This window comes from Marinobacter shunpengi, assembly GCF_045449715.1.
Classification (GTDB): Bacteria; Pseudomonadota; Gammaproteobacteria; order Pseudomonadales; family Oleiphilaceae; genus Marinobacter.
The window spans coordinates 237,169-257,725 of sequence record NZ_JBJJLA010000009.1; the positions used below are offsets into that span (position 1 = coordinate 237,169).

The following is a 20,557-nucleotide window of genomic DNA, read 5'->3' on the forward strand; positions in this document are numbered from 1 at the left end:
GCAAAAATGTGGTCATTGCCAGACGGGACACCCGCCGCATTCACGACAGTGCCACGGCGGGTCCGTTATACTAGCGTCCCTTTTTCACCTGATGGATGACAATCTGCAGGCATGAGTATCCGTCCCGACACAGACCAGTTCCGTCAGATCTTCCTGAACGACACCCCGTTGATGGACGTGAGAGCCCCCGTTGAGTACGCCCGGGGCAGTTTCCCGAACACCGCCAACGCGCCCCTGATGAACGACGAGGAGCGCCACCGGGTCGGTATCTGCTACAAGGAGAAGGGCCAGGAGGAAGCCATCCGCCTGGGCCACCAACTGGTTGCCGGCGACATCAAGGCCGAGCGGATTGAGGCCTGGAAGCGGTTCGCCATCCAACACCCGGACGGCTACCTGTTCTGCTTCCGGGGCGGGTTACGGTCACGGCTGACCCAGCAGTGGCTGAAGGAAGCCGGTATTGACTACCCCCTGGTCAAGGGGGGTTATAAGGCCCTGCGCCGTTTCCTGATCGATTCCCTGGACGATGTCATCCAGCAGGGCACCTTCCACGTAATCAGCGGACGTACCGGCACCGGAAAGACCCGGGTACTGCATGACATGCCCAACCCGGTGGACCTGGAGGGCCTGGCCAACCACCGGGGTTCCAGCTTTGGCCGGCAGGTGACGCCGCAGCCGTCCCAGATCGATTTCGAGAACGCCCTCGCCGTGGCCATGCTCAAGGCACAGGACCGGGGCGGCCCCATCTACCTGGAGGATGAAGGCCGGCTGGTGGGCCGCTGCAGCCTGCCACTGGACCTGAGGGAGCGAATGGCCTCGGCGCCGCTGCTGATCCTGGAGCGGCCGCTGTCGGAGCGCATCGCCATTATCCGCGAGGACTACGTGGAGGACATGCTCCGCGATTACCGGCAACGCGATGGCGAGGCCGCCGGATGGGAGAACTTCTGCGACTACCTGCTCAGTGCCCTGGACCGGGTCCGCAAGCGTCTGGGCGGCGAACGCCACCAGCGCCTGCGGCGGATCATGGAGGACGCCCTGGCCCTGCAGGCGGAGTCCGGTGACCTGTCGGGCCACGAAAGATGGATAAAGTCATTACTGACCGACTATTATGATCCAATGTATGACTACCAGCTCAGCCAGAAGTCCGGCCGGATTGCCATGGCAGGAGGGCCCCAGGCTCTGGCGGACTGGGCGACACGGCAGTAATCCCGGGGCCGCACCGCCTTCCGGACGCCTTGTTGCGTCCGGTTCCTGGTGACCGCCACCTCAGGAACCACCACTCATTCGAAAGCATCAGGAGACAGTATGGAAGACCTGTTTGGAGCAAACGGCAAGGCCAGTGAATGGCTGGACATCGCCGTGGAGATGATCATGCAGTACGCCCCCAAGGTGGTACTGGCCATTGTGACCCTGATCATTGGTCTCTGGCTGATCAACCGCGTGGTCAGGCTCCTCGACGCCAGGCTCATGGCCAGGGATCCGACCCTGGCGAAGTTCCTGGGCGGCCTGATCGGCGCACTGCTGAAGATCATGCTGCTGATTTCAGTGGCTTCCATGGTGGGCATCGCCACCACCTCCTTCATAGCGGTCATCGGTGCCGCCGGCCTGGCGGTAGGCCTGGCGCTGCAGGGCAGCCTGGCCAATTTCGCCGGTGGCGTACTGATCCTGATCTTCAAGCCGTTCAAGGTGGGTGACACCCTTGAGGCTCAGGGCTTTCTCGGGTCCGTGGCCGAGATCAATATCCTGTACACCATCGTCAACACCTTCGATAACCGCCGCATCATTATCCCCAACGGGTCACTGTCCAATGCATCCCTGGTGAACGTCAGCTACTACGACACCCGGCGCTGCGACCTGACGTTCGGCATCGGTTACGGCGATGATATCGACAAGGCCAAGGACATCATCAAACGCTGCATTGACGAGAACGACAAGGTACTGTCGGACCCGGCGCCCACCATTGCCGTTGCCGGCCTCGGAGACAACTCGGTCAACATCCTCGCCCGCCCCTGGGTCAAGACCGACGATCTGTGGCCCACCTACTGGGAGCTGACCGAGAAGATCAAGAAGGCCTTTGATCAGGAAGGCATCTCCATCCCGTTCCCGCAGCGGGACGTACATATCTACCAGCATTCCGACGACGGGCAGGACACGGCGGAGTGATCCCTTGCCGGGTCGCCCCACCGGGTGATCCGGCACTTCCCATGTCATCCCCCAGCAGGCCTGACCGCCTTTTGCGCGGCTTCCGCCATGCCTGCCGGACGGCCCGGATCACAGTCTTTCACTCCGGCCCCTCGCAATCCCCTCCCAGTTGGCTAAGCTAGGCAATAGTGAAGCTGACTGCGCACGCCCTGGCGCAGCCATATACGTCGCACTGGCAGGAGGTAACACTATGCCGGGAAAACAACTCAAAGCCTTCCTTGAAAAATCCGGGGCCGATTTCATCGCCCTGTCCCATCCCCCCGCCTACACTGCCCAACAACTTGCCCACCATGGCCGGATCCCCGGAGACCGGGTGGCCAAGACCGTGATCATCGAACTGGACGGCAAGATGGCCATGCTGGTCATGCCCTCCACCTGGCGCATCCACTGGGACCGGCTAAGCGATGTCCTGGAGACCGACTTCCTGGAACTGGCGGACGAGATGGAATTCAAGGATCGCTTCCCGGACTGTGAGGTCGGCGCCATGCCACCCTTCGGCAACCTGTTTGGCATGGCCGTCTACTGCAGCGAGGCCCTGACCCGACAACCCGACATAGCCTTCGCCGCCGGCTCCCACGAGTCCTCCATCCATATGAAGACGGAAGATTTCCTGGCCCTGGTGGATCCGGTGGTGATCGAGAAGGGCTTTATCCGTCCCGGCGCCCGCAAACCGGCGTGGATGCACAAGCGCCAGAAGGCCGCCGCCCCGTCGGACGAGCAGATCAAGCGCCGGGAACTGGCGGGTTATTGAGCCCCGGCAAGGATAGCCGCTTGCCTGCACCGGCAAGGTCCGTAAACTGGGGGTCTGACCAGGAACGTTCTTATGACTCAGACCTTCGACTTTATCGTGGTGGGCGCCGGCATGGTCGGCGCCGCCATTGCCAATGGGCTGGCGGATCAGGGCCACCACATCGCCCTGATTGACCAGGGCCGGCCCACGGAATTCGACGACCAGGGCGACCCCGACATCCGGGTTTCCGCACTGAGTGTGGGCAGTGAACACTACCTGCGCGACCTTGGCGTCTGGCACCACATGATGGCCATGAGGGCCACACCCTACCGGCGCCTGTCGGTGTGGGAAGCCCGGGGCCATCCCGTCAGCCAGTGGCTGCCCGGCCAGCCTCCCCGGACCACCTTTTCCGCCTCGGACCTGAAAACGGACCACCTGGGACACATCGTCGAGAACCAGGTCACCCAGGGGGCCCTGTGGCAGCGGGCCGAACAACAGGACACCATCACCCTGTTTGCGGGCTCCGTCGTGGAAAGACTGACGGAGCAGGCGGACACCGCCCGGGTGACGCTGCAGGACGGTCGCGAGATCAGCGGGCGCCTGGTGATCGGCGCCGATGGGGCCGGATCACAGGTGCGCCAGCTTACCGGCATCGGCGTCACCCGGGACCAGTACCAACAACAGGCCATGGTGGCCAGTGTCCGCTACCGGGGCGCGCCTCAGGATATTACCTGGCAGGCCTTCCATAGCTCCGGCCCGCGGGCCTTCCTGCCGCTCCACGATGCCGGCCCGGCCCACACCGGGGAAAGCTGGGCATCGCTGGTGTGGTACGACGACCCGGCCACCCATGCCGAACTCAAGGCCCTGCCGGAAGCCGACTTCCTGGCCCGGGTGCAGGCCGCCTTCCCGGACGACCTGCCGCCCCTGACGGCGGTGGCCGCCCGGGCCAGCTTCCCCATTGCCCGTCAGCATGCCCATCGCTATTACCAGGGCCGCACGGTGCTGGTAGGGGATGCCGCCCACACCATCAACCCCCTGGCCGGCCAGGGGGTGAACCTGGGCTTCCAGGACGCCCGCTGCCTGCAGGCCTTGCTGGACGAGGCTCGGCGCAAAGGCCAGGACCCGGCATCGCCGTCGCTGCTGGCCCAGTACGAGGAACAGCGCCGCCCCGCCAACCGCCGCATGATGTTGGCCATGGATGTGTTCTACCACCTGTTCAGCAACCGCTTAACCCCATTATGGGCCGCCCGCAACCTGGGCCTGGGGCTTGCACAGACCCTGCCGTTTGGCCGCAACCGGGTGGCGCGCTACGCCATGGGCCTGGACGAGCAACTGCCCGCCCCCGTGGAAGCGCTGCTCCGCCGTGCTCCGGCATTGGGGCGATTGACGGGGTTATGACCCAGAGCTTGCAGATGGCATCATGACTGTTCACCAGAGAACCACCAACAAGGACCCAGAGATGGCCGAAACGATTTTCACCAAGATCATCAACCGTGAGATTCCCGCCGATATCGTTTACGAGGACGACCTCAGCCTGGCATTCAGGGACATCAACCCACAGGCGCCGGTGCACCTGCTGATCATTCCCAGGAAGGAGATCGCCACCATCAACGACATCCAGGAGGATGACCGGGAACTGGTGGGCCACCTCTACTGGGTGGCAGCCAAACTGGCGAAGGACATGGGCTTTGCCGACGACGGCTACCGGGTGGTCATGAACTGTGGTGAGAATTCCGGGCAGACAGTGTTCCACATCCATCTGCACCTGCTGGCGGGCAAGCCCCTGGGCTGGCCGCCCTATACCGACCGCATGAAGAAGGGCTGATACCCCGCCGGGGCCGGGTAGGCACCCGCCCCCGGCTCAGCCTCAGTTCTCAACCAGCCTTGCCCGCTCGACCCGCGCCAGGGGAATCGGAACCACCATGGTGCCCCCGTGGAGTCGCCGGTTGAACTGAAGCCGGCCGTTCTCAATGCCCTTGATCCGACCGTCAACACGGCGGCCATCGGTCAGGGTCAGGCGGACATCCTGGTTGAGGTGCTGGTGCAGGCTGCCGGTAATGTCCAGGGGATCAGACGCCTGCACCTCCTGATCCTGTCCGGATTCTTCCGCCACGTCGGTATCCACCGGTTCCACACTGGCCACGCTGAACGATTCCGGTTCTTCCCCGGCCACGGCGACGGAAGGGCTCAGTCGGCCGGACAGGTAGGTGGGGTCCATGCTCATGGACTGGTCGTTGGCGTCCAGGCTCGGATAGGGCTCGACGGCTAGGATCAGGGTGTCACTCTGGCCGTTGGAGAAGCGCCGGTAGGCATCCACCAGGGTCTGGCTGGGTTCCAGGCCGTCCCGGTTCCACACCTGCATCCAGGCCTGCTGGTGATGGCCGGGATAGTCGGCGCGGGCAACTCCGGCTTCGCCGGCACAGAAGTCATGGCGGCGTTCGTTGAGGCCGGTATCGGTAATGGCCACCTTGACCCGGCTGACCTTGGCATCACTGGCGGTATTGAGGTTGAGGGCCGCCGTGGGGTTGAGATCCACCGCCATATCGGTCACCAGGCGGACCATGCCACGGGACACTACGTCAAAATCCAGGTTCATGCGGGTGCCGGAATGGCTCATGCGGTAGCCGATGTTCATGTCCGCCACCCAGACGCCGTAGCCCATGTCCATGTAGTCATCGATACCGAAGTAGCTGCGATCACCACAACCCGCCGTCATCAGCCTGGACACCAGGGTACTGGGGCCTGCCTGGGCCTCCATATTGCGGAACAGGGAAGAATCCAGGTCCACCTCAAAGCCGTTGACCTTGATGTGCATTTCCTCGGGAATCTCGCGCTGATCCAATTCGAACGAAATGCGGTAGAGCTCGAACAGATGGGCGGTTTCAAACCGTACTTCCTCCACCCGATACTCCTCCGGGGTGCCGTGAGGCGTAAAGCTCAGATCGGTGATGCTGAGCGCCCCCATTGGCGACACGGAGACATCGCCCCAATCGAGCTGGCCGAACAGGGACAACTGCCTCTTCGATAGCTCCAGTCCCTCCTCAACCTCACTGGTAATTCGGTAGTTGGCATAGAACACACCGGCAACGGCGGCCACCAGCAACACCAGCAATACGCGCTTCATACTCACATCCCTTTTGTGTTATTCGCCTTCCGACCCTGCGGGCACTCCGTTGGCCGGTAATTCATTAACTAATATACATAATTAACGCCGCCCCCGGTAAGTGCCGTTTTGTGAATCTGTGTAATGTGTGCAGCTACCACCAAACTGGTTGAGGCCTGGGATACCATGCCCCTCGGCCAGCGGCTTTTTACGCGGGTCGGATGGCCGGAAGCGGCCCGATCTGCAATCATGTGGGCAAGAGTTGTAAGGAACCACGCTGTGAAGAACGACTGCCATTACCACCCCGGCGAGCCCGCCAAGTGGCACTGTGGAGAGTGCCTGATCCACTACTGCTCCGGCTGCATGCCGGATGCCGATCCGCGTCGGCAGACCGGGCTCTGCCCCCATTGCGGGCGCAACATGCGCTATCTGGGCGCGGCGACGGAGGTGGAGCCCTTCTGGCAGCGGCTGTCGGCCTTCTTCCGCTACCCCTTCTATTCCGATCCGCTGTTGGTGGTCATCATCTGTACCGTGGTGCCACTGTTCCTGAGCCCTGGCCTGGTGGGCTGGATCATTTACATGGTGCTGCTACTGATACTGATCAAATACTGTTATACCGTGATTCGGCACACCGCCAACGGCCACATGAAACCGCCCCCGGTGACCGAGGCCTGGTCCGGGGAGGGTTTTGCACTGGGCCTGCAAAGCTTTGTGGTGGTCGTCGTCATGATTGCCGCCGTCACATCCGCCTTTGTCCTGCTGGGGCCGCTGCCCGGCCTTGTGGTAATGGGCCTGGCCTACCTGGCGGCGCCGGCCTGTATCATGATCCTGGCCATGGAGGATTCCATCTTCCCGGCCCTGAACCCACTGCATATCACCGCGTTGATTTCGTCGATTGGCTGGCCGTACTTTGTGTTCTACGGCTTCCTGGTGCTGATGACCATTGCCTCCGCGGCCGCACAGGAAATGGCCTTTGTGCACTTCCACCCGGTGGTCGCCTATCCCCTGGGCGGTTTCCTGAGCAGTGCGTTCATGGTGATCGTCTTCCACATGCTCGGCTACCTGCTGTTCCAGTATCAGGAGGAGCTGGGCTTCGCCAGCGATTTCCAGGAAGAGGAAGCACCGGCGGACCCGAACCGGGACCGCTCCCGCCGGGTGGATGCGGATATCGACATGAACCTCAAGGAAGGCAACTACAACCGGGTGGCGGGGATACTGGAGGAAGCCCTGAAGCGGGACCCGGCCAACCCCAACCGGCTCGGCCAGCTCTACCAGCTTTCCCTGGCCCGCCATGACCTGGACGCCCTGCACCGCCACCACGCCAAACTGCTGAGCTGGATGGTGGCCCATCGCAGACACCGGGACATGAAAACCCTGCTCACCCTGCTGCGTGAGAAGGACCCGCAGTTCCAGCCCCAGGAGCCGGAACTGGTGGTGGCCTGCGCCGACCTGCTGTTCCTCCAGCACGAGCCAAAACCGGCGCTGCAACTACTGAAGGATTTCCATAAGCGCTTCCCGGACAGCGACCAGATCGCCCCCGCCTATATCCTGGTGGCGCGGATCCTGGCCAACGGCTTCGAGCAATGGGACAAGGCCGTCACCTTCCTGAAGTTCGCCGGCAAGAACACCAGTGATCCGGAGACAAAGGCAGCCATCGACGCCTACCTTGCCCAGGCCGACAAGCGGGAGCCACTGAAAGGCCCGAAGGCAACGTTCGCTCCCGCCTCCGACATCAGCAACGCCGCCTCGTAACATCGGCCTGGCACAAAAAAACGGCAGGGCCTTCCGACCCTGCCGTTTTCCTGATCCACGCTGATGGGTGGCTGCTGCCTCAGAAGCCCTTCAGGCTGGCCACACGGTCCGCGTGGTAGCGGAAATCACCCAGCAGCAGTTGCGCCGGGCGGGCGCGTTTCATGAACAGGCCGATGTCGAATTCATCGGTCATGCCCATGCCACCGTGCAGCTGTACGCCTTCGTTGGTGACAAGCTCCGCCACCTGGCTGGCCTTGGCCTTGGCGGCGCTGGCCAGCAGGGAGGCCTGCTCGTCATCCGCGTCCAGGGCCATAAAGGCCTTCAGTACCATGGACTTCACCTGCTCCAGCTCGCTCCACATGTGCGCGGCGCGGTGTTGCAGGGCCTGGAAGGAGGAGATGTATACGCCGAACTGCTTGCGCTCCTTCATGTAGGCCACGGTGCGGTCAAAGGCTTCGCTGGACAGGCCCAGCAGTTCCGCCGCCATATGGGCGCTGCCGATATCCAGCAGCTTCTGCAGCGGCCTGGCGCCCTGGTCCTTTTCGCCCAGTACGGCATCGGCATCCACGGCCACATTCTGTAGCTGAACCTTGGCGTAGTTGCGGCCGTCCGGGAAGATGGTGCGCTCGACGCTCACGCCTTCCGCCTTCGGGTCCACCAGGAACAGGGTGATGCCCGACTCGTCACGCTCGCCACCGCTGGTGCGGGCGGACACGATCAGGGTGTTGGCGATATGGCCATCCACCACAAAGGTCTTGCTGCCGTTGAGCACGAAGCCGCCGCCCTGGGCCTCGGCCTTGGTGGCCACACGCAGGGGCTGGTGGCGTCCGGTCTCGTCGATGGCCAGGGCCGTCAGGTGACTGCCGGTGGCGATGTCGTTGAGGATCGCCTTCTGGCTGTCATTGCCCGCCAGCATCAGGGCACAGGCGCCCAGCACGCCGGAGGCGAACAGTGGCGAGGCGGCCAGGGTGCGACCGCCCTCTTCCATCACCTGCCCCATGCCCACGTGGCCGAACTCGGAGCCGCCGTGGCTTTCCGGGATCAGGGTACCGGCCAGGCCCAGTTCCACGGCCTGGTTCCAGAATTCCGGCACATAACCCAGCGGGTCTTTCTCGTCCCGCAGTTTGCGTAGCTGGGATACCGGCGCCTGTTCGCCGAACAGGCCACGGGCGGCATCCTTGAGCATCTGTTGTTCTTCAGTCAGTACAAGCTTTTGCATGATGGTCTCCGCCCTTAGCCCAGTCCGAGAATATTCTTGGCGATGATGTTGAGCTGCACTTCCGAGGTGCCCCCTTCAATGGAGTTGCCCTTGGTGCGCAGCCACTGCTGGGGCAGGGCCCCGGCGGGTCGGTCGTCGCCTTCCCAGAGCAGGCCTTCACTACCGAAGGCGGCCACCAGCAGTTCATAGCGACGCTTGTTCAGCTCGGTACCGGCCAGCTTGAGCATGGCGGACACGTTGCCCACGCCCTGGCCTGCCTTGGCTTCGTCCTTGGCCCGCTCGGAGGTCAGCTCGTGGCCGATCGAATCAATGGCCCAGGCGGCAATATCAGCGCGCAGCAGCGGGTCCGCCAGCTTGCCGTCTTCCAGACCGACCGCATCCACGGCTATCTCGGCCAGGGTCTTCTGGCCCGCGGCGGTGCCGCCAAAGCCACTGATCATACTGCGCTCGTGGGTCAGCAGGTACTTGGCAATGGTCCAGCCCTTGTCGATATCGCCCACGACCTGGTCCTTCTCGACCCGCACGTTGTCCAGGAAGGTCTCGCAGAAGGGGGAATCACCAGAGATCAGCTTGATGGGACGGGTGGATACCCCCGGGGTTTCCATGTCGAACAGCACCAGGCTGATACCTTCCTGCTTTTTCACATCCGGGTTGGTGCGCACCAGGGCGAACATCCAGTCCGCCTTGTCGGCATAGGACGTCCAGATCTTCTGGCCATTGACGATAAAGTGGTCACCCTTGTCCTCGGCCTTGGCCTGCAGTCCCGCCAGGTCGGAGCCGGCCCCCGGCTCGGAGTACCCCTGACACCAGCGGATCTCGCCCCGCACGATGGGAGGCAGGTGCTGCTGCTTGAGGGCTTCGGAACCGAACTTGAGGATCGCCGGACCAATCATCCAGACACCGAAGCTGTTCAGCGGCGGACGCGCCTGGATGCGGGCCATTTCCTCCAGCAGCACCTTGTGCTCCTCACGGCTGAGGCCACCACCGCCATACTCGGTGGGCCAGTCCGGCGCGGTCCAGCCCTTCTCGGCCATACGCTCCAGCCACAGGCGCTGGTCTTCGCTCTGGAATTGGAAGTTGCGGCCACCCCAGCAAGCGTCCTTGTCGCTCTTGAAGGGGGAACGCATGCTCTGGGGGCAATTCTCTTCAAGCCATGCCCGGGTTTCCTGACGGAAGGTATCCAGATCAGTCATGCTTGCTCTCCTTGGGGGCAGCACAGGATTGGGTCGTCTGGGACCGGATTGACGGTCTTTATAATTGACAGTTGTGGTTGTGCTGCCGGTGTCACTATGGAATTCAGTTCCGCTCAGCAAAAGCCAAAAGCGGAAATCCGGAAGAATAATGCCTTATCCCTGGGTGTTCTGTCATGCCCTGAACGCGACCCTGTTTCAGGGAAAACCGACTTTATCCATACTTTCAGTCAGTTAATAAACTCAATGACAATACACTAATGTACGGAAGGGTAACGGAATCCGGTGGGCGTGACAAACCCTCCGGAATTCCACAATGCGGAAGCCCCGGATTTTCTCGGGGCCCTGGTCAGAGTGTCTTCAGAAGCATTCGATACTCGTTGGCCTTGGGCTCCATCTGGCGCTTGCTGAACTCCTCCGCCAGCAGGCGCCCGGCTTCCCGTACCATATCCGCGCTGCCAGACGCCTTCACTTTCGCAAACGCCTTCTCTGCCAGCCTCAGGTCGTCGCCCCGCAGGGCCGCGAACAGCACCCGGTTATGCTCCTCCGGGGCCAGGGGCTGGGTGGACTCCGCCAGTTCCAGGTACTCCTGCCAGGTAGCCAGCAGGTTCTCCGGTTGCTGCAGGCGCAGGTACTGGTTCATCAGGGCCACGGCCCGCTCCCGGTAGGCGGGCTGGGCTGGTCGCAACTTGTCCAGGTGGTACAGGTGCTCCAGCAACACGGGCCGGTCCGGATGTGCCTGCCACAGGGATTCAAACCGCTGCCGGGCCAGGGTGAAATCCATCCGCGACAGGGCCTCCATGGCCTTGGCGTACTCCCTGGTGAAGGCCTCGTCCTGCTCCTCTGGCTCCGGCTCGTAAAATGACTCCCGGGCCTGGAACCAGCCCTTGCCCATGAGCAGGATCAGGCCGGCTCCGGCTGCCAGTCCGCCGGCATGGGCCATGTAGGCCACGCCGTCGCCAGTATCCGACCAGAAAAAGTAGAGCTCCTTGATGAGCCACACCGGCAGGAGCACCAGGGCCGGCGCCCGGAAATAATTGAAATAGAAACCCAGGTAATAGAAAAAACGGATCTTCTTGAGCCCGAAAAAAACCACATACATGCCCATCAGCCCGGCAATCGAACCGGAAGCCCCGACCAGCGTCACCGGTTCCCCCCAGTGAAACGCGGCGTAGGTCAGGCCGGCCACGGCACCGCTGAAAAGATAGGCCAGAAGATAGCGACCGGCACCCAGAGCCCGCTCCACGGTGAAGCCCAGCAGGAACAGCACCACCATATTGCCGATCAGGTGGCCCCAGCCGCCATGGAGAAACTGGTAGGTGACCAGCGAGTAGGCGTTGAGATCAGACGGCACCAGCCCCGATTCCCTGGCACTCATACGGGACAGGTACTGCTCTTCAATCCGGTCACGCTCCGATTGCCAGTGCGCCCGGTCACGGGTCGCCATCAGGATGGCACGATTGTCCTGCAGATAGTCGTAGAAAAACGGATCGCTCAGTATCATCGAGCTCAGAGTGCCACGGTCCCCCTCCTCTTCCAGGTACCGCAACCAGTCCAACAGGTCCTGAAGCTCATTCTGGCCCTCAAAACTGATCTTCCGCTCCAGGTAGTCCTCGTAGATAGGCGCTTCCAGGCGATCGAGATCCGCCTGCACATACTGCGTCACGGCCTCACCAAACAGCTCGGGATCCTTGGACTGGTAGAACACAAACACCAGCACACAGGAGAGCATCAGGGCAAACGTCATCCAGGGTGGATGACGCCAGTCGATTTTTTTCTCAGCGGGAACTATCAACATCCGGGCATACCGTCATACAACGTCTGGCTCTACGGTGACCCCGACCGTCCTATGGGATCAGGTGCCAGGGACTACTCCGCACATTTCATCACAATGTATCGGTGATCAGCCGGATTTTTACCATAGCCCGGCCAGCATTGCGCGCTGTAATGGCCATGAGAGACAGGACAACTGTCAAATTTTCCCGAAACGAGGAACAGCGCATGTCATACAGCAGTCACAACCATGTCATTCAATCAGGGCAATCACCCGAGGGGTTGCCAAGCCCCCGCATACCGACGATAGTATGCGGGAATAAGAACAATAGCCTGACCCAATGGAAATAAGGAATTCGACATGACCGTACTTGTACTGGATAGCCCGGAGCTGATTGCTCGCGCAGCGGCACTTGAGGCAGCCCAGGCCAGCAAAGAGGTCCAGGCGGAAGAAACCATGGAAGTTCACACAGACGCACCGGTTTCACCCCCCGGCCAACTGGCTTGCGCCCGGCAGGAAAGCACCGTTCAGAAAGCCCGGGAGGAAGCCCTCGCCCTTGTTATCTGATCACCCGTCCGGCTCTCCCGGCCCCAGGGCCGGGAGAGGTCGGCGCCCCTTCGCTATCAGGGTTGCACCTGGATCACATTCCAGACCACCAGTATCGCCATCACAAACAGACTGAGCCAGGTCAACAGGATACCCGACAGCCGAGCCATATGTGGCCCGCCGTGGCCGTTGAACATGCCGTAGGCATGGGCAATGCGCCCACCCACGAACGCCATGCCCACCCAGTAGATCCACTGGGCATTGACACCGTTCAGCTCTCCCACTGCCATCAGAATCAGCGCCATGGGTGCGTATTCCGCCAGGTTAGCCTGGGCACGCACCGCCACCTCAAATTCCCGGTCGTCGTTGACACCCAGTCCCTGGCGGTACTTGAGACGGTAGCGGGACACCTGGGCGGACAGGAATAACAGCAGGACTGCTGTAACGGCTGCGAATACAGCAGTAACCGGCATCAGCATAGATTAACCCTTCTTGATGGCGTTGATGGCGGCCAGCAGCAGCACGGCGCCCACCGTCGCGGTGACCAGCTCGCCAATGGTGCCCCCTGCGTGGAGTTGCAGCAGGCTGAATAGGAAACCGCCGATAAACGAACCGACGATACCAATACCGATATTGGCAAGAACCCCAAAGCCACGGCCCTTCATGATCAGACCGGCCAGCCAGCCGGCCACACCACCAATAATCAGGAACAGAATCAGGTTCATCCGTGTTACTCCCTGGTAGTACCGTAGGAGCGGGCGACCGGTTGGATACCGGACGCCCGCCATTGGATGAACCGAGATTGCCGTGATTTTCAGGCGCATGCAAGCGCATTGGCGATACCAGCGACCCGATGGGAGCCGGCCGCCGGTCTCAGACGCCGGCGGCGGTTTCGTCCGATGGCCAGGCCATATCACGGCTGGCCTCCACCACGAACCGCAGGGGCCCGTTGGCGTTGAGGGAGTTGAAGGGGTAGCAGGTCACCAGTACCAGGGAGTTGGAGGTATAGCGGTTCAGGTCCATCCGTTCCTGGCGGCTGTCGACAATTCGCACCGAATCCACCCGGTACCGCTGCCACACGCCGTCGGCGAATTGCAGACGGATTTCCTGGTCCTGGCGGATGTCCTTCAGCGGCCGGAAATGGGTGTCCCGGTGGCCGGCAATCACTACCGGCGACTGTGGACGCCCACCCAGCTCAGGGCCCCTCACCTGCCCCGGCCCGAAGGCCAGGCTCTCGCCATGCCCCCCGGACAGCACCACCAGGGCGGACTGCTCCCCGGGCAACTGCAACCTCGCCACCGGCCAGGTGTCCGCCCAGGGCCAGGGTCGGCTCTCCACCTGGCTCGCTTGTGTCCGGGCCCAGGCCAGGGACAACAGTTCCTGGGCCACCACCGCCTTGAAGGGAATCCACAGGCCCGCCAGCAGCAGACCGGCGGAAAGGGTGACCACCAACAGCAGCAGACGCCCCATGATCACCTCCTCCAGCGACGGATCAACACCATCACGCCCGACAGCAGCAGTCCCAGCAGGCCACTGACCATCAACAACGGCGCAGGGGTGGCGGTCTGCGGGTAACCGATGCGCTGGTGCGCACTGCCAGCGGGCATCAGTGACGGCACCGCGGCCTTCTTCAGTTCTTCCTCCACGGGCCGGGCCGGCGTCTTGTCGGTGGCCACAAAACTGGTGTAGGGGGTGACCAGCTGATGCCGGAGGCCCAGGGTCAGCACCTGTTCACGGGTATCGGCATCCACCCGTCCCGACAGGCCCTGATCCAGTAACTGGTCAATCTGCGCCCGGGCCCAGAGCCGGTGCACGCCGGTACCCGGTGCCGACTGATCCAGGGCCAGCCCCCGCTGCCAGGACTGGCCGCCTGGCAGGGAGCCGGACACCTCCAGCGCCCCCTCCGGGGAGGAACCACGGGCCAGCAACATCATCGGTTCGCCCAGGTAGAGGTCCCCGACCCGGGCCGGGAACTGTTCGCCGGGCTCCACCCCGTCCGGCCAGTCCACATCAATGCCGGTGAGTACCGGCGACTGCATCTTGCGGAACAGGGTGTCGAGCTGGCTGGACACCTCCGACAGGTCACCGATGGCGGTGTAGGTACCACGGCCATAACGGGCCGCCTGCCGCATGAAATGCATATTGGGTGCACTGCCAATGCCCACAGTGAACAACCGGCTGCCGCCCAGTTGGTCACTGATCTGGCCAAACAGGGCCTGTTCATTACCCACCGCGCCGTCGGTCACGAAGACCACCTGGCGGAGGTCGGTGATAGTGGTCTCTTCCCGGTCCAGTAGCGCTGCCTCCAGGGCAGTGGCCATCTCGGTGCCACCATTGGCTTGCAGACTCCGGATGTAGCGACGGGCCCGGTCCAGGTTGTCGGCACCGGCGGTGACCGGTTGCGGGAACAGGCGACTGGTGTGACTGTTGAACTGGATGATATTGAAGGTGTCACCTGGCCCCAGGGTATCCAGGGAGGTGAGCAGCGCTTCCCGGGCCTGGCGGATGGAGTCGCCGGCCATGGAACCGGAGGTGTCGATCACCAGGATAAGCTCCCGGGTCAGCACCCGGCTACCCTGCTCTCCCGGCACCAGCATCGCCAGCAGGTAGTCCTCACCCTGCCAGGTCTCATGGAACACGGCGGCCGCCGGTTCCTGGCCCCGTATTGGTCGCCAGCGCAAGCGGAAATCCCGGTCCATGACGACCTTGCCGGCCGTTGGCGTCACCCGGATGCGTTTACCATCATGGACATCCGCCACGTCGTGGCTGGGGCTGCTCACCTCACCCAGCGGCAGGCCGGCGTTCAGTTCGATAGCGATGGTGGCCTGGTGGCTGCCGCTGGCCACATCCTCATGGGCCAACTGGGGCGGGGTGATCTGGTGGGCATCCGCCACCTGGGTGGTGGGCATCGCCCAGCCCCCGGTCCATTCCGTATCGCCGGGCACTTCCGGTACACCGGGGATATAGCGGGGTGTCAGGGTGGTGGGCAGGCGCAGGCTGAACTCACCGCTGTCGTAGTGGACCAGTTGCTGGTATTTCAGTTCCACCGTCACGCTCTCCCCCGGCGGGATATTGGCCAGGTGGGTGGTGAACAGGTTTGGGCGCTGCTGATCCACCCGGGCGGCCTGGCGGCCTTCCTCCTTCGCCTTCTGGTACTCCCGGCGGGCCTGCTCCCGTTCGCGAATTTCCCCCACGATCACCCGTTCGTCGGTGGTCATGGTCATGGCATGGACCGAGGCGTTTTCGGGCAGGGGGAAGGTATACACCCCTTCCTGCCACTGCCCGGAGGTGTTGCCGAAGGTCTGGCGCAACCGGGTTTCCGCGATCAGGCCGGTGATCGTCACCTGGTAGTCGGTGCTCAGCACCGGCGCCGGCACCCGACCCTGGTCGGCCACATAATGGAACTCACCGGCGCCCTCCGCCACCTGGCGTTCCTGCGCCTCCACCTCGACAAACAGGGGCTGCACAAACAGCAGCATCAACATGGCCAGCCACAGGCTGGCGCCCTCCATCCGCCTCACCTGCCGGTGGCTGAGGCGCTGCGGTCGTCCGGGCTGCTGGTCCGTCCGGTAGCCCGGTAATGGCTTGCTGGGTAGCATGGTTCAGGTTCCTTTTTCCATTTGGTATTGGATGTTGTGGAACCCATTAAAGCGTCGGGAAACGTCGAACCCGTGGTGCAATCTGGCGAGGAAACGTCCGGAAAATGATGAATTGTGGCAATAGCCGCCAAAAGCAGCCCCTTGTGCTTGTCCGGCTCCGTCCCGCCCGTTACATTTGGGCCACGTAACAGGGGAACATGGAAGCAGTCATGAAGAAGCAGATCGTGCTGGTGGAGGATGAACCCGCCATCCGGGAGAACTACCGGGATGCCTTCGAGCGCCGGGGCTACAGCGTGTCCGTATACGGCGACCGCCACACGGCCTGGGCCACCCTGAAAACCGCCCTGCCCGACCTGGCGGTCATCGATGTGGGGCTGGGGGATGAGCCCGAGGGTGGCTTCGACCTGTGCCAGGACCTGCGCCGCCTGTCCGCCACCGTGCCCATTATCTTCCTCACCGCCCGCGACAGCGATATCGACTCGGTGCACGGCCTGCGCCTCGGGGCCGATGACTACGTCACCAAGGACATGAGCCTGGACCACCTGCTGGCCCGGGTCACCGCCCTGCTGCGCCGTGCCGACGCCTGGGCCGAGGCCCTGCAGCAGCCGGACGAGGTGCTCCGGCGGGGCCGTCTGGCCATCAATGTGGACCGCATGACCGTGGCCTGGGACGACATCCCGGTGGACCTGACGGTGACCGAATTCTGGATGCTCCACGCCCTGGCCCGCCACCCCGGCCATGTGCGCAACCGGGACCAGTTGATGCAGGCGGCCAGCACGGTACTGGACGACAATACCGTGACCTCCCACATCAAGCGTATCCGCCGCAAGTTCCAGCAACTGGACCCGGACTTTGATGGCATCCAGACCGCCTACGGCATGGGTTACCGCTGGCACGCCCGGGAGGCCTAGTGTCCCTCAAGCGCCAGCTTTTCCTCGCCAGCCTGCTGATGCTGCTGATCCCCTGGGCGGGTCTGCAGTTTGTGCTGGAACTGGACCAGGCTCTTCGGGCCCAGTCCGCCAGCCAGCTTCAGGTACAGGCCCGGCGCATGGCTGAGGTAGCCGCCTCGGAACTGGCGGGACAGTCCGTATTGGCCAGCGGTGAGGACGCGATCTATATCCGCCAGGCGGAGCGCCCCATCAAGCTGGACGGGCACGGCGACGACTGGCCCGGCTACGAGGACGACGAACAGCCCTGGCAGACCACCACGGATGCCGACAACGTCCTGTCCTGGCAGGCCTCCGTCCATGGCCGCTACCTGTACCTGTTGCTGCGGGTACAGCGTCCCGATCCGCGGTACTTCAACCCCGCCAACCCGGATCAGCCCTACGAATTCCTGCGGCTGAGATGGCGCTCCGACAGCCTGGTGACCGAACGCATTATCCGCACCTCCGCTCCCGGCCCGGTGGTGGGCCGCTTTCCTTTCAGCCGTAGCCGGCAGGACCACCGGGTCAGCGGCGTGTGGCGGAGCCGCAGCGATGGCTACCAGGTGGAACTGCGCCTGCCAAGGCTGCATCCCGGTGATTACCTGGCCCTGGAACTGGTCTGGCCCGATCCGCTCAGGCCGGACTTCGCCTACAGTGCCGGCACCCGCCAGCATCCGCTGCCCGTGGTGACCGGTCGCAGCCCGTTGCTGGAGGCCCGTCTGCATACTCTGCTGGCGCCGGGACAGCGGGTTTTCCTTAGCGAGCCGGCGGGCTGGCTGATCGCCCGCAGCAACCAACCCCTGCCCGACAACCACCGTGACTTCGACAACCTGTCACCGCTGGAGGTGCTGGAACAGATAACCCTCAACGCCCTGCGCGCCCTGGTCCGTTTCTACCAGCCGGAACCGGCGCCCTTCCGGGCCGAGCAGACCCACCAGCAGGTACCGGGCCACAGTGGCCTGGTGCGACACCCGGACGATGAACGCTACCTGATGGCGGCGGAAGCCGTCGGCGATGGTCGCTTGCTGGTGCTGGAGCAGTCCCTGGAGCAGATCCTGGCCCTGTCGGGCAACACCCTGGGCTCGGTGATTGCCCGCAGCGTGCTGCTGATTATCGCCCTGATGCTGGTACTGCTGGGCTATGCCAGTTGGCTGTCCTGGCGTATCGCCCGGCTGCAGCGGGCGGTCAATGCCAGCGTCGACCCAGATGGCCGGATACTGGCCAGCATTCCTCGGAGCCGGGCGCGGGACGAGCTGGGGGAGCTGAACCGGCAGTTCGGGCACATGGTGGAACGCTTGCAGGGCTATACCGATTACCTGGAAAGCTTCTCCCGCCGGCTGTCCCATGAACTCAAGACCCCGGTGGCGGTCATCCGCTCCTCCCTGGACAATCTGGAACACGCCACCAGCGACGATGAACGGGCCAGCTACCGGGAGCGGGCCCGCAGCGCCACCGACCGCCTGAGCCAGATCCTGCAGGGCATGAGCGAGGCCGCCCGGCTGGAGCAGAGCTTTGACCAGGCCGAGCCGGAAACCTTCGACCTGGCCCAGGTCATGGTCGAAGCCACCGCCGCCTACCAGAGCCTGGACCCGGACCACCAGATCCGTTACCAGGGCCCCGACGACGGCTGCCTGATGACCGGCTCACCGGAACTGATGGTGCAACTGCTGGACAAGCTGGTGGACAACGCCCGGGACTTCACCCCCACCGGTGGCCATATCCTGGTAACCGTGGAACCGACCGGGCAGCGCCTGCAGCTGGGGGTATTCAACGAGGGGCCACCGCTGCCGGAGTCCCTGGCCCGGGACATCTTCAACCCCTTTGTCTCGGTCCGGGAGGGCAGTGGTGAGGGCCACCTGGGCCAGGGACTGCTGATCGTAAGGCTGATTGCGGAGCACCACGGCGGCCATGTGCGGGCGGAGAACCACCGCCAGGACGGCATTAGTGGGGTACGGTTCGAGGTGGACCTGCCCGGCACGACAGGCCACACCGGTTAAACAAACTCGCCGCTGAACTGGCGGAAGAACTGCTGCGCCGTGCGGCCACTGCGACCGCCGCGGCTGGTGGCGAACCGGATGGCGTGCAGGTGCAGGGTCTCCCGGTCGGTCACCTGCGGGAACAGGGCATCGATGGCCCGCAGGTAGACGTCCTTGGGGAAGGGATAGAAGGAGAGCTGCAATCCGAACCGGTCCGCCAGGGAGACCTGTTCCTCGATGGCTTCCGCCGGGTGCAGTTCGCCGCCTTTCACCTCACTCTGGAGGTTGTCTGACATGAACTCCGGCATCAGGTGCCGGCGGTTGGACGTGGCGTAGACCCGCACATTCTCCGGCGGCAGCTCCAAAGAGCCCTCCAGCACGCTCTTGAGCGCCTTGTAGCCGGACTCCCCCACCTCGAAGGACAGGTCGTCACAGTAGAGGACAAAACGCCAGGGCTGCTCGCTGATATCATCGACAATCTCCGGCAGGTTCACCAGGTCGTCCTTATCCACCTCGATCATGCGCAGGCCATCCTGGTGGTAGCGGTTCAGCAATGCCTTGATCAGCGACGACTTGCCGGTGCCCCGGGAGCCCCACAATAACGCGTTGTTGGACGGCTCACCGGCCAGGAAACGCTCGGTGTTGCGGGCCAGCTCAGCCTGTTGCCGCTCAATGCCATGCAACTGGTCCCAGCGGACCGGGTCCAGCCGGCGGATGGCCCGCAGGCCCTGGCGATGACGGCGCCATACCGCGGCGGTGTGACTGCTCCAGTCAATGGATGTTCCGGTCATTGCCCGTTCCCTCCCTTTGCCCGCGCCAGATAGACGGTATTGGTGGCCTCCCGGTTCTGAAAGGGGTTGAAGAAGGATACCACCCGGGCTTCGGGCGCCACGAAAACGTCCTCCAGCACTTGCAGGAAGTCCTCGTCCGGCGGCTCGTTGGACCACATGCCGAACATACCGCCTGGCTTCAGTTGCCGGGCCATCCGCCCCAGCGATCCGGCGTTGTAGAAAGTGGCATTGGATTCGTTCAGCAGGGCTCGAGGCGAGTGATCAATATCCAGCAGGATGGCATCGAAATGACGACCGGGTTCGTCCGGGTCGAATCCCCGCTCCGGGTCCGCCAGTTCAAAGAAGCTGCCATGGACATAGCGGCAGCGTGGGTCATCGTTGAGCACCTGACCCAGGGGCACCTTTTCCTCCTCATGCCAGCGGATGACCGTGCCCAGGGCGTCCACCACCAGCAGTTCGCCGACCCGGTCATTGCGCAGGGCGGCATCGGCGGTATAGCCCAGGCCCAGACCACCCACCACGACGGCGAGGTCATCCCCCTGGGCAACTTCCAGCGTCAGGTCCGCCAGTGCCACCTCGGCATCCACGAACATGCTGGACATGAGGAATTCCTCGCCCAGCTTGACCTCATAGATATCCCGGTCACCAAGGGCCGGAATACGGCGGCGACGCAGGGTGATTTCCCCCAGGGGGGAGGGCTGGCTGTCGATCTGTTCAAACAGAAGGCCCATGGACTGGCTCCCGATGCAAAA

At 63.3% G+C, this 20,557-nt stretch carries 19 protein-coding genes; 9 read left to right on the top strand and 10 right to left on the bottom strand.

What is annotated here, in order from left to right; genetic code table 11:
* Nucleotides 1-111 precede the first annotated feature (111 nt).
* The 5 genes from mnmH to ACJO3T_RS04150 all read left to right on the top strand — a co-directional run bounded on the left by mnmH (nucleotide 112) and on the right by ACJO3T_RS04150 (nucleotide 4,754).
* Nucleotides 112-1,203, top strand: coding sequence for a tRNA 2-selenouridine(34) synthase MnmH (mnmH, locus tag ACJO3T_RS04130; protein ID WP_406977861.1), 1,092 nt, complete (start codon nucleotides 112-114; stop codon nucleotides 1,201-1,203).
* Between the two features lie 99 nt (nucleotides 1,204-1,302).
* Complete coding sequence (locus ACJO3T_RS04135) at nucleotides 1,303-2,160, top strand: mechanosensitive ion channel family protein (RefSeq protein WP_406965936.1); 858 nt, start codon at nucleotides 1,303-1,305, stop codon at nucleotides 2,158-2,160.
* A 229-nt stretch (nucleotides 2,161-2,389) separates the two neighbouring features.
* Nucleotides 2,390-2,950 carry an aminoacyl-tRNA deacylase gene (locus ACJO3T_RS04140; RefSeq protein ID WP_406965934.1) on the top strand — a complete coding sequence of 187 codons (561 nt, stop codon included), beginning with the start codon at nucleotides 2,390-2,392 and terminating at the stop codon, nucleotides 2,948-2,950.
* 72 nt (nucleotides 2,951-3,022) lie between these two features.
* Nucleotides 3,023-4,327, top strand: a complete 1,305-nt coding sequence (locus ACJO3T_RS04145; RefSeq protein ID WP_406977863.1) for an FAD-dependent monooxygenase — start codon at nucleotides 3,023-3,025, stop codon at nucleotides 4,325-4,327.
* 61 nt (nucleotides 4,328-4,388) lie between these two features.
* A complete protein-coding gene (locus ACJO3T_RS04150) occupies nucleotides 4,389-4,754 on the top strand; it encodes a histidine triad nucleotide-binding protein (RefSeq protein ID WP_406965931.1) in 366 nt (121 codons plus the stop codon).
* 42 nt (nucleotides 4,755-4,796) lie between these two features.
* Here the strand turns inward: ACJO3T_RS04150 and ACJO3T_RS04155 are convergent, their stop codons facing one another.
* A complete protein-coding gene (locus ACJO3T_RS04155; protein ID WP_406977865.1) occupies nucleotides 4,797-6,053 on the bottom strand; it encodes a hypothetical protein in 1,257 nt (418 codons plus the stop codon).
* A gap of 258 nt (nucleotides 6,054-6,311) precedes the next feature.
* On the opposite strand from ACJO3T_RS04155, the gene ACJO3T_RS04160 reads away from it, so the two are divergent.
* Nucleotides 6,312-7,784: a hypothetical protein gene (locus tag ACJO3T_RS04160; RefSeq protein WP_406977867.1), complete on the top strand. Its 1,473-nt coding sequence runs from the start codon at nucleotides 6,312-6,314 to the stop codon at nucleotides 7,782-7,784.
* A 79-nt stretch (nucleotides 7,785-7,863) separates the two neighbouring features.
* Here ACJO3T_RS04160 and ACJO3T_RS04165 read toward each other — a convergent pair whose 3' ends face one another.
* The 3 genes from ACJO3T_RS04165 to ACJO3T_RS04175 all read right to left on the bottom strand — a co-directional run bounded on the left by ACJO3T_RS04165 (nucleotide 7,864) and on the right by ACJO3T_RS04175 (nucleotide 11,991).
* Nucleotides 7,864-9,003, bottom strand: a complete 1,140-nt coding sequence (locus ACJO3T_RS04165) for an acyl-CoA dehydrogenase family protein (protein WP_406977868.1) — start codon at nucleotides 9,001-9,003, stop codon at nucleotides 7,864-7,866.
* A gap of 14 nt (nucleotides 9,004-9,017) precedes the next feature.
* On the bottom strand, nucleotides 9,018-10,196 hold the full coding sequence (locus tag ACJO3T_RS04170; RefSeq protein WP_406977870.1) for an acyl-CoA dehydrogenase family protein: 1,179 nt from the start codon (nucleotides 10,194-10,196) through the stop codon (nucleotides 9,018-9,020).
* 346 nt (nucleotides 10,197-10,542) lie between these two features.
* Nucleotides 10,543-11,991, bottom strand: coding sequence for a rhomboid family intramembrane serine protease (locus tag ACJO3T_RS04175; protein ID WP_406977872.1), 1,449 nt, complete (start codon nucleotides 11,989-11,991; stop codon nucleotides 10,543-10,545).
* A 336-nt stretch (nucleotides 11,992-12,327) separates the two neighbouring features.
* Here ACJO3T_RS04175 and ACJO3T_RS04180 point away from each other — a divergent pair, with 336 nt between their 5' ends.
* Nucleotides 12,328-12,534 carry a hypothetical protein gene (locus tag ACJO3T_RS04180; RefSeq protein ID WP_406965921.1) on the top strand — a complete coding sequence of 69 codons (207 nt, stop codon included), beginning with the start codon at nucleotides 12,328-12,330 and terminating at the stop codon, nucleotides 12,532-12,534.
* Nucleotides 12,535-12,590: 56 nt separating this feature from the next.
* On the opposite strand, the gene ACJO3T_RS04185 is transcribed toward ACJO3T_RS04180, so the two are convergent.
* From ACJO3T_RS04185 to ACJO3T_RS04200, 4 genes are all read right to left on the bottom strand, one after another.
* Complete coding sequence (locus ACJO3T_RS04185; protein WP_406965920.1) at nucleotides 12,591-12,992, bottom strand: MAPEG family protein; 402 nt, start codon at nucleotides 12,990-12,992, stop codon at nucleotides 12,591-12,593.
* 3 nt (nucleotides 12,993-12,995) lie between these two features.
* On the bottom strand, nucleotides 12,996-13,238 hold the full coding sequence (locus tag ACJO3T_RS04190; protein WP_406965918.1) for a GlsB/YeaQ/YmgE family stress response membrane protein: 243 nt from the start codon (nucleotides 13,236-13,238) through the stop codon (nucleotides 12,996-12,998).
* Nucleotides 13,239-13,386: 148 nt separating this feature from the next.
* The gene (locus tag ACJO3T_RS04195) at nucleotides 13,387-13,983 is read right to left on the bottom strand and encodes a class GN sortase (RefSeq protein WP_406965916.1); all 597 of its coding nucleotides are present in this window, start codon (nucleotides 13,981-13,983) and stop codon (nucleotides 13,387-13,389) included.
* A gap of 2 nt (nucleotides 13,984-13,985) precedes the next feature.
* Nucleotides 13,986-16,112, bottom strand: a complete 2,127-nt coding sequence (locus ACJO3T_RS04200) for a marine proteobacterial sortase target protein (RefSeq protein ID WP_406965914.1) — start codon at nucleotides 16,110-16,112, stop codon at nucleotides 13,986-13,988.
* A gap of 209 nt (nucleotides 16,113-16,321) precedes the next feature.
* On the opposite strand from ACJO3T_RS04200, the gene pdsR reads away from it, so the two are divergent.
* Together pdsR and ACJO3T_RS04210 are read left to right on the top strand one after the other, a co-directional pair.
* Nucleotides 16,322-17,023 (top strand): proteobacterial dedicated sortase system response regulator, encoded by a 702-nt coding sequence (gene pdsR, locus ACJO3T_RS04205; protein WP_406965913.1) that lies wholly within the window; start codon nucleotides 16,322-16,324, stop codon nucleotides 17,021-17,023.
* Nucleotides 17,023-19,035 (top strand): ATP-binding protein, encoded by a 2,013-nt coding sequence (locus ACJO3T_RS04210; RefSeq protein ID WP_406977874.1) that lies wholly within the window; start codon nucleotides 17,023-17,025, stop codon nucleotides 19,033-19,035. The genes pdsR and ACJO3T_RS04210 overlap by 1 nt, the downstream gene beginning before the upstream one ends.
* Here the strand turns inward: ACJO3T_RS04210 and ACJO3T_RS04215 are convergent.
* Together ACJO3T_RS04215 and ACJO3T_RS04220 are read right to left on the bottom strand one after the other, a co-directional pair.
* Complete coding sequence (locus ACJO3T_RS04215; RefSeq protein WP_406965910.1) at nucleotides 19,032-19,805, bottom strand: ATP-binding protein; 774 nt, start codon at nucleotides 19,803-19,805, stop codon at nucleotides 19,032-19,034. The two genes, ACJO3T_RS04210 and ACJO3T_RS04215, sit on opposite strands and share 4 nt — an antisense overlap.
* A complete protein-coding gene (locus tag ACJO3T_RS04220; RefSeq protein WP_406977876.1) occupies nucleotides 19,802-20,536 on the bottom strand; it encodes a spermidine synthase in 735 nt (244 codons plus the stop codon). The genes ACJO3T_RS04215 and ACJO3T_RS04220 overlap by 4 nt, the downstream gene beginning before the upstream one ends.
* Nucleotides 20,537-20,557 lie beyond the last annotated feature (21 nt).

What these genes read in the sequence shown, in the direction of transcription:
- mnmH (WP_406977861.1), top strand. Translation starts at nt 112, where the DNA reads ATGAGTATCCGTCCCGACACAGACCAGTTCCGTCAGATCTTCCTGAAC.
- ACJO3T_RS04135 (WP_406965936.1), top strand. Translation starts at nt 1,303, where the DNA reads ATGGAAGACCTGTTTGGAGCAAACGGCAAGGCCAGTGAATGGCTGGAC.
- ACJO3T_RS04140 (WP_406965934.1), top strand. Translation starts at nt 2,390, where the DNA reads ATGCCGGGAAAACAACTCAAAGCCTTCCTTGAAAAATCCGGGGCCGAT.
- ACJO3T_RS04145 (WP_406977863.1), top strand. Translation starts at nt 3,023, where the DNA reads ATGACTCAGACCTTCGACTTTATCGTGGTGGGCGCCGGCATGGTCGGC.
- ACJO3T_RS04150 (WP_406965931.1), top strand. Translation starts at nt 4,389, where the DNA reads ATGGCCGAAACGATTTTCACCAAGATCATCAACCGTGAGATTCCCGCC.
- ACJO3T_RS04155 (WP_406977865.1), bottom strand. Translation starts at nt 6,053, where the DNA reads ATGAAGCGCGTATTGCTGGTGTTGCTGGTGGCCGCCGTTGCCGGTGTG.
- ACJO3T_RS04165 (WP_406977868.1), bottom strand. Translation starts at nt 9,003, where the DNA reads ATGCAAAAGCTTGTACTGACTGAAGAACAACAGATGCTCAAGGATGCC.
- ACJO3T_RS04170 (WP_406977870.1), bottom strand. Translation starts at nt 10,196, where the DNA reads ATGACTGATCTGGATACCTTCCGTCAGGAAACCCGGGCATGGCTTGAA.
- ACJO3T_RS04175 (WP_406977872.1), bottom strand. Translation starts at nt 11,991, where the DNA reads ATGTTGATAGTTCCCGCTGAGAAAAAAATCGACTGGCGTCATCCACCC.
- ACJO3T_RS04180 (WP_406965921.1), top strand. Translation starts at nt 12,328, where the DNA reads ATGACCGTACTTGTACTGGATAGCCCGGAGCTGATTGCTCGCGCAGCG.
- ACJO3T_RS04185 (WP_406965920.1), bottom strand. Translation starts at nt 12,992, where the DNA reads ATGCTGATGCCGGTTACTGCTGTATTCGCAGCCGTTACAGCAGTCCTG.
- ACJO3T_RS04190 (WP_406965918.1), bottom strand. Translation starts at nt 13,238, where the DNA reads ATGAACCTGATTCTGTTCCTGATTATTGGTGGTGTGGCCGGCTGGCTG.
- ACJO3T_RS04195 (WP_406965916.1), bottom strand. Translation starts at nt 13,983, where the DNA reads ATGGGGCGTCTGCTGCTGTTGGTGGTCACCCTTTCCGCCGGTCTGCTG.
- ACJO3T_RS04200 (WP_406965914.1), bottom strand. Translation starts at nt 16,112, where the DNA reads ATGCTACCCAGCAAGCCATTACCGGGCTACCGGACGGACCAGCAGCCC.
- pdsR (WP_406965913.1), top strand. Translation starts at nt 16,322, where the DNA reads ATGAAGAAGCAGATCGTGCTGGTGGAGGATGAACCCGCCATCCGGGAG.
- ACJO3T_RS04215 (WP_406965910.1), bottom strand. Translation starts at nt 19,805, where the DNA reads ATGACCGGAACATCCATTGACTGGAGCAGTCACACCGCCGCGGTATGG.
- ACJO3T_RS04220 (WP_406977876.1), bottom strand. Translation starts at nt 20,536, where the DNA reads ATGGGCCTTCTGTTTGAACAGATCGACAGCCAGCCCTCCCCCCTGGGG.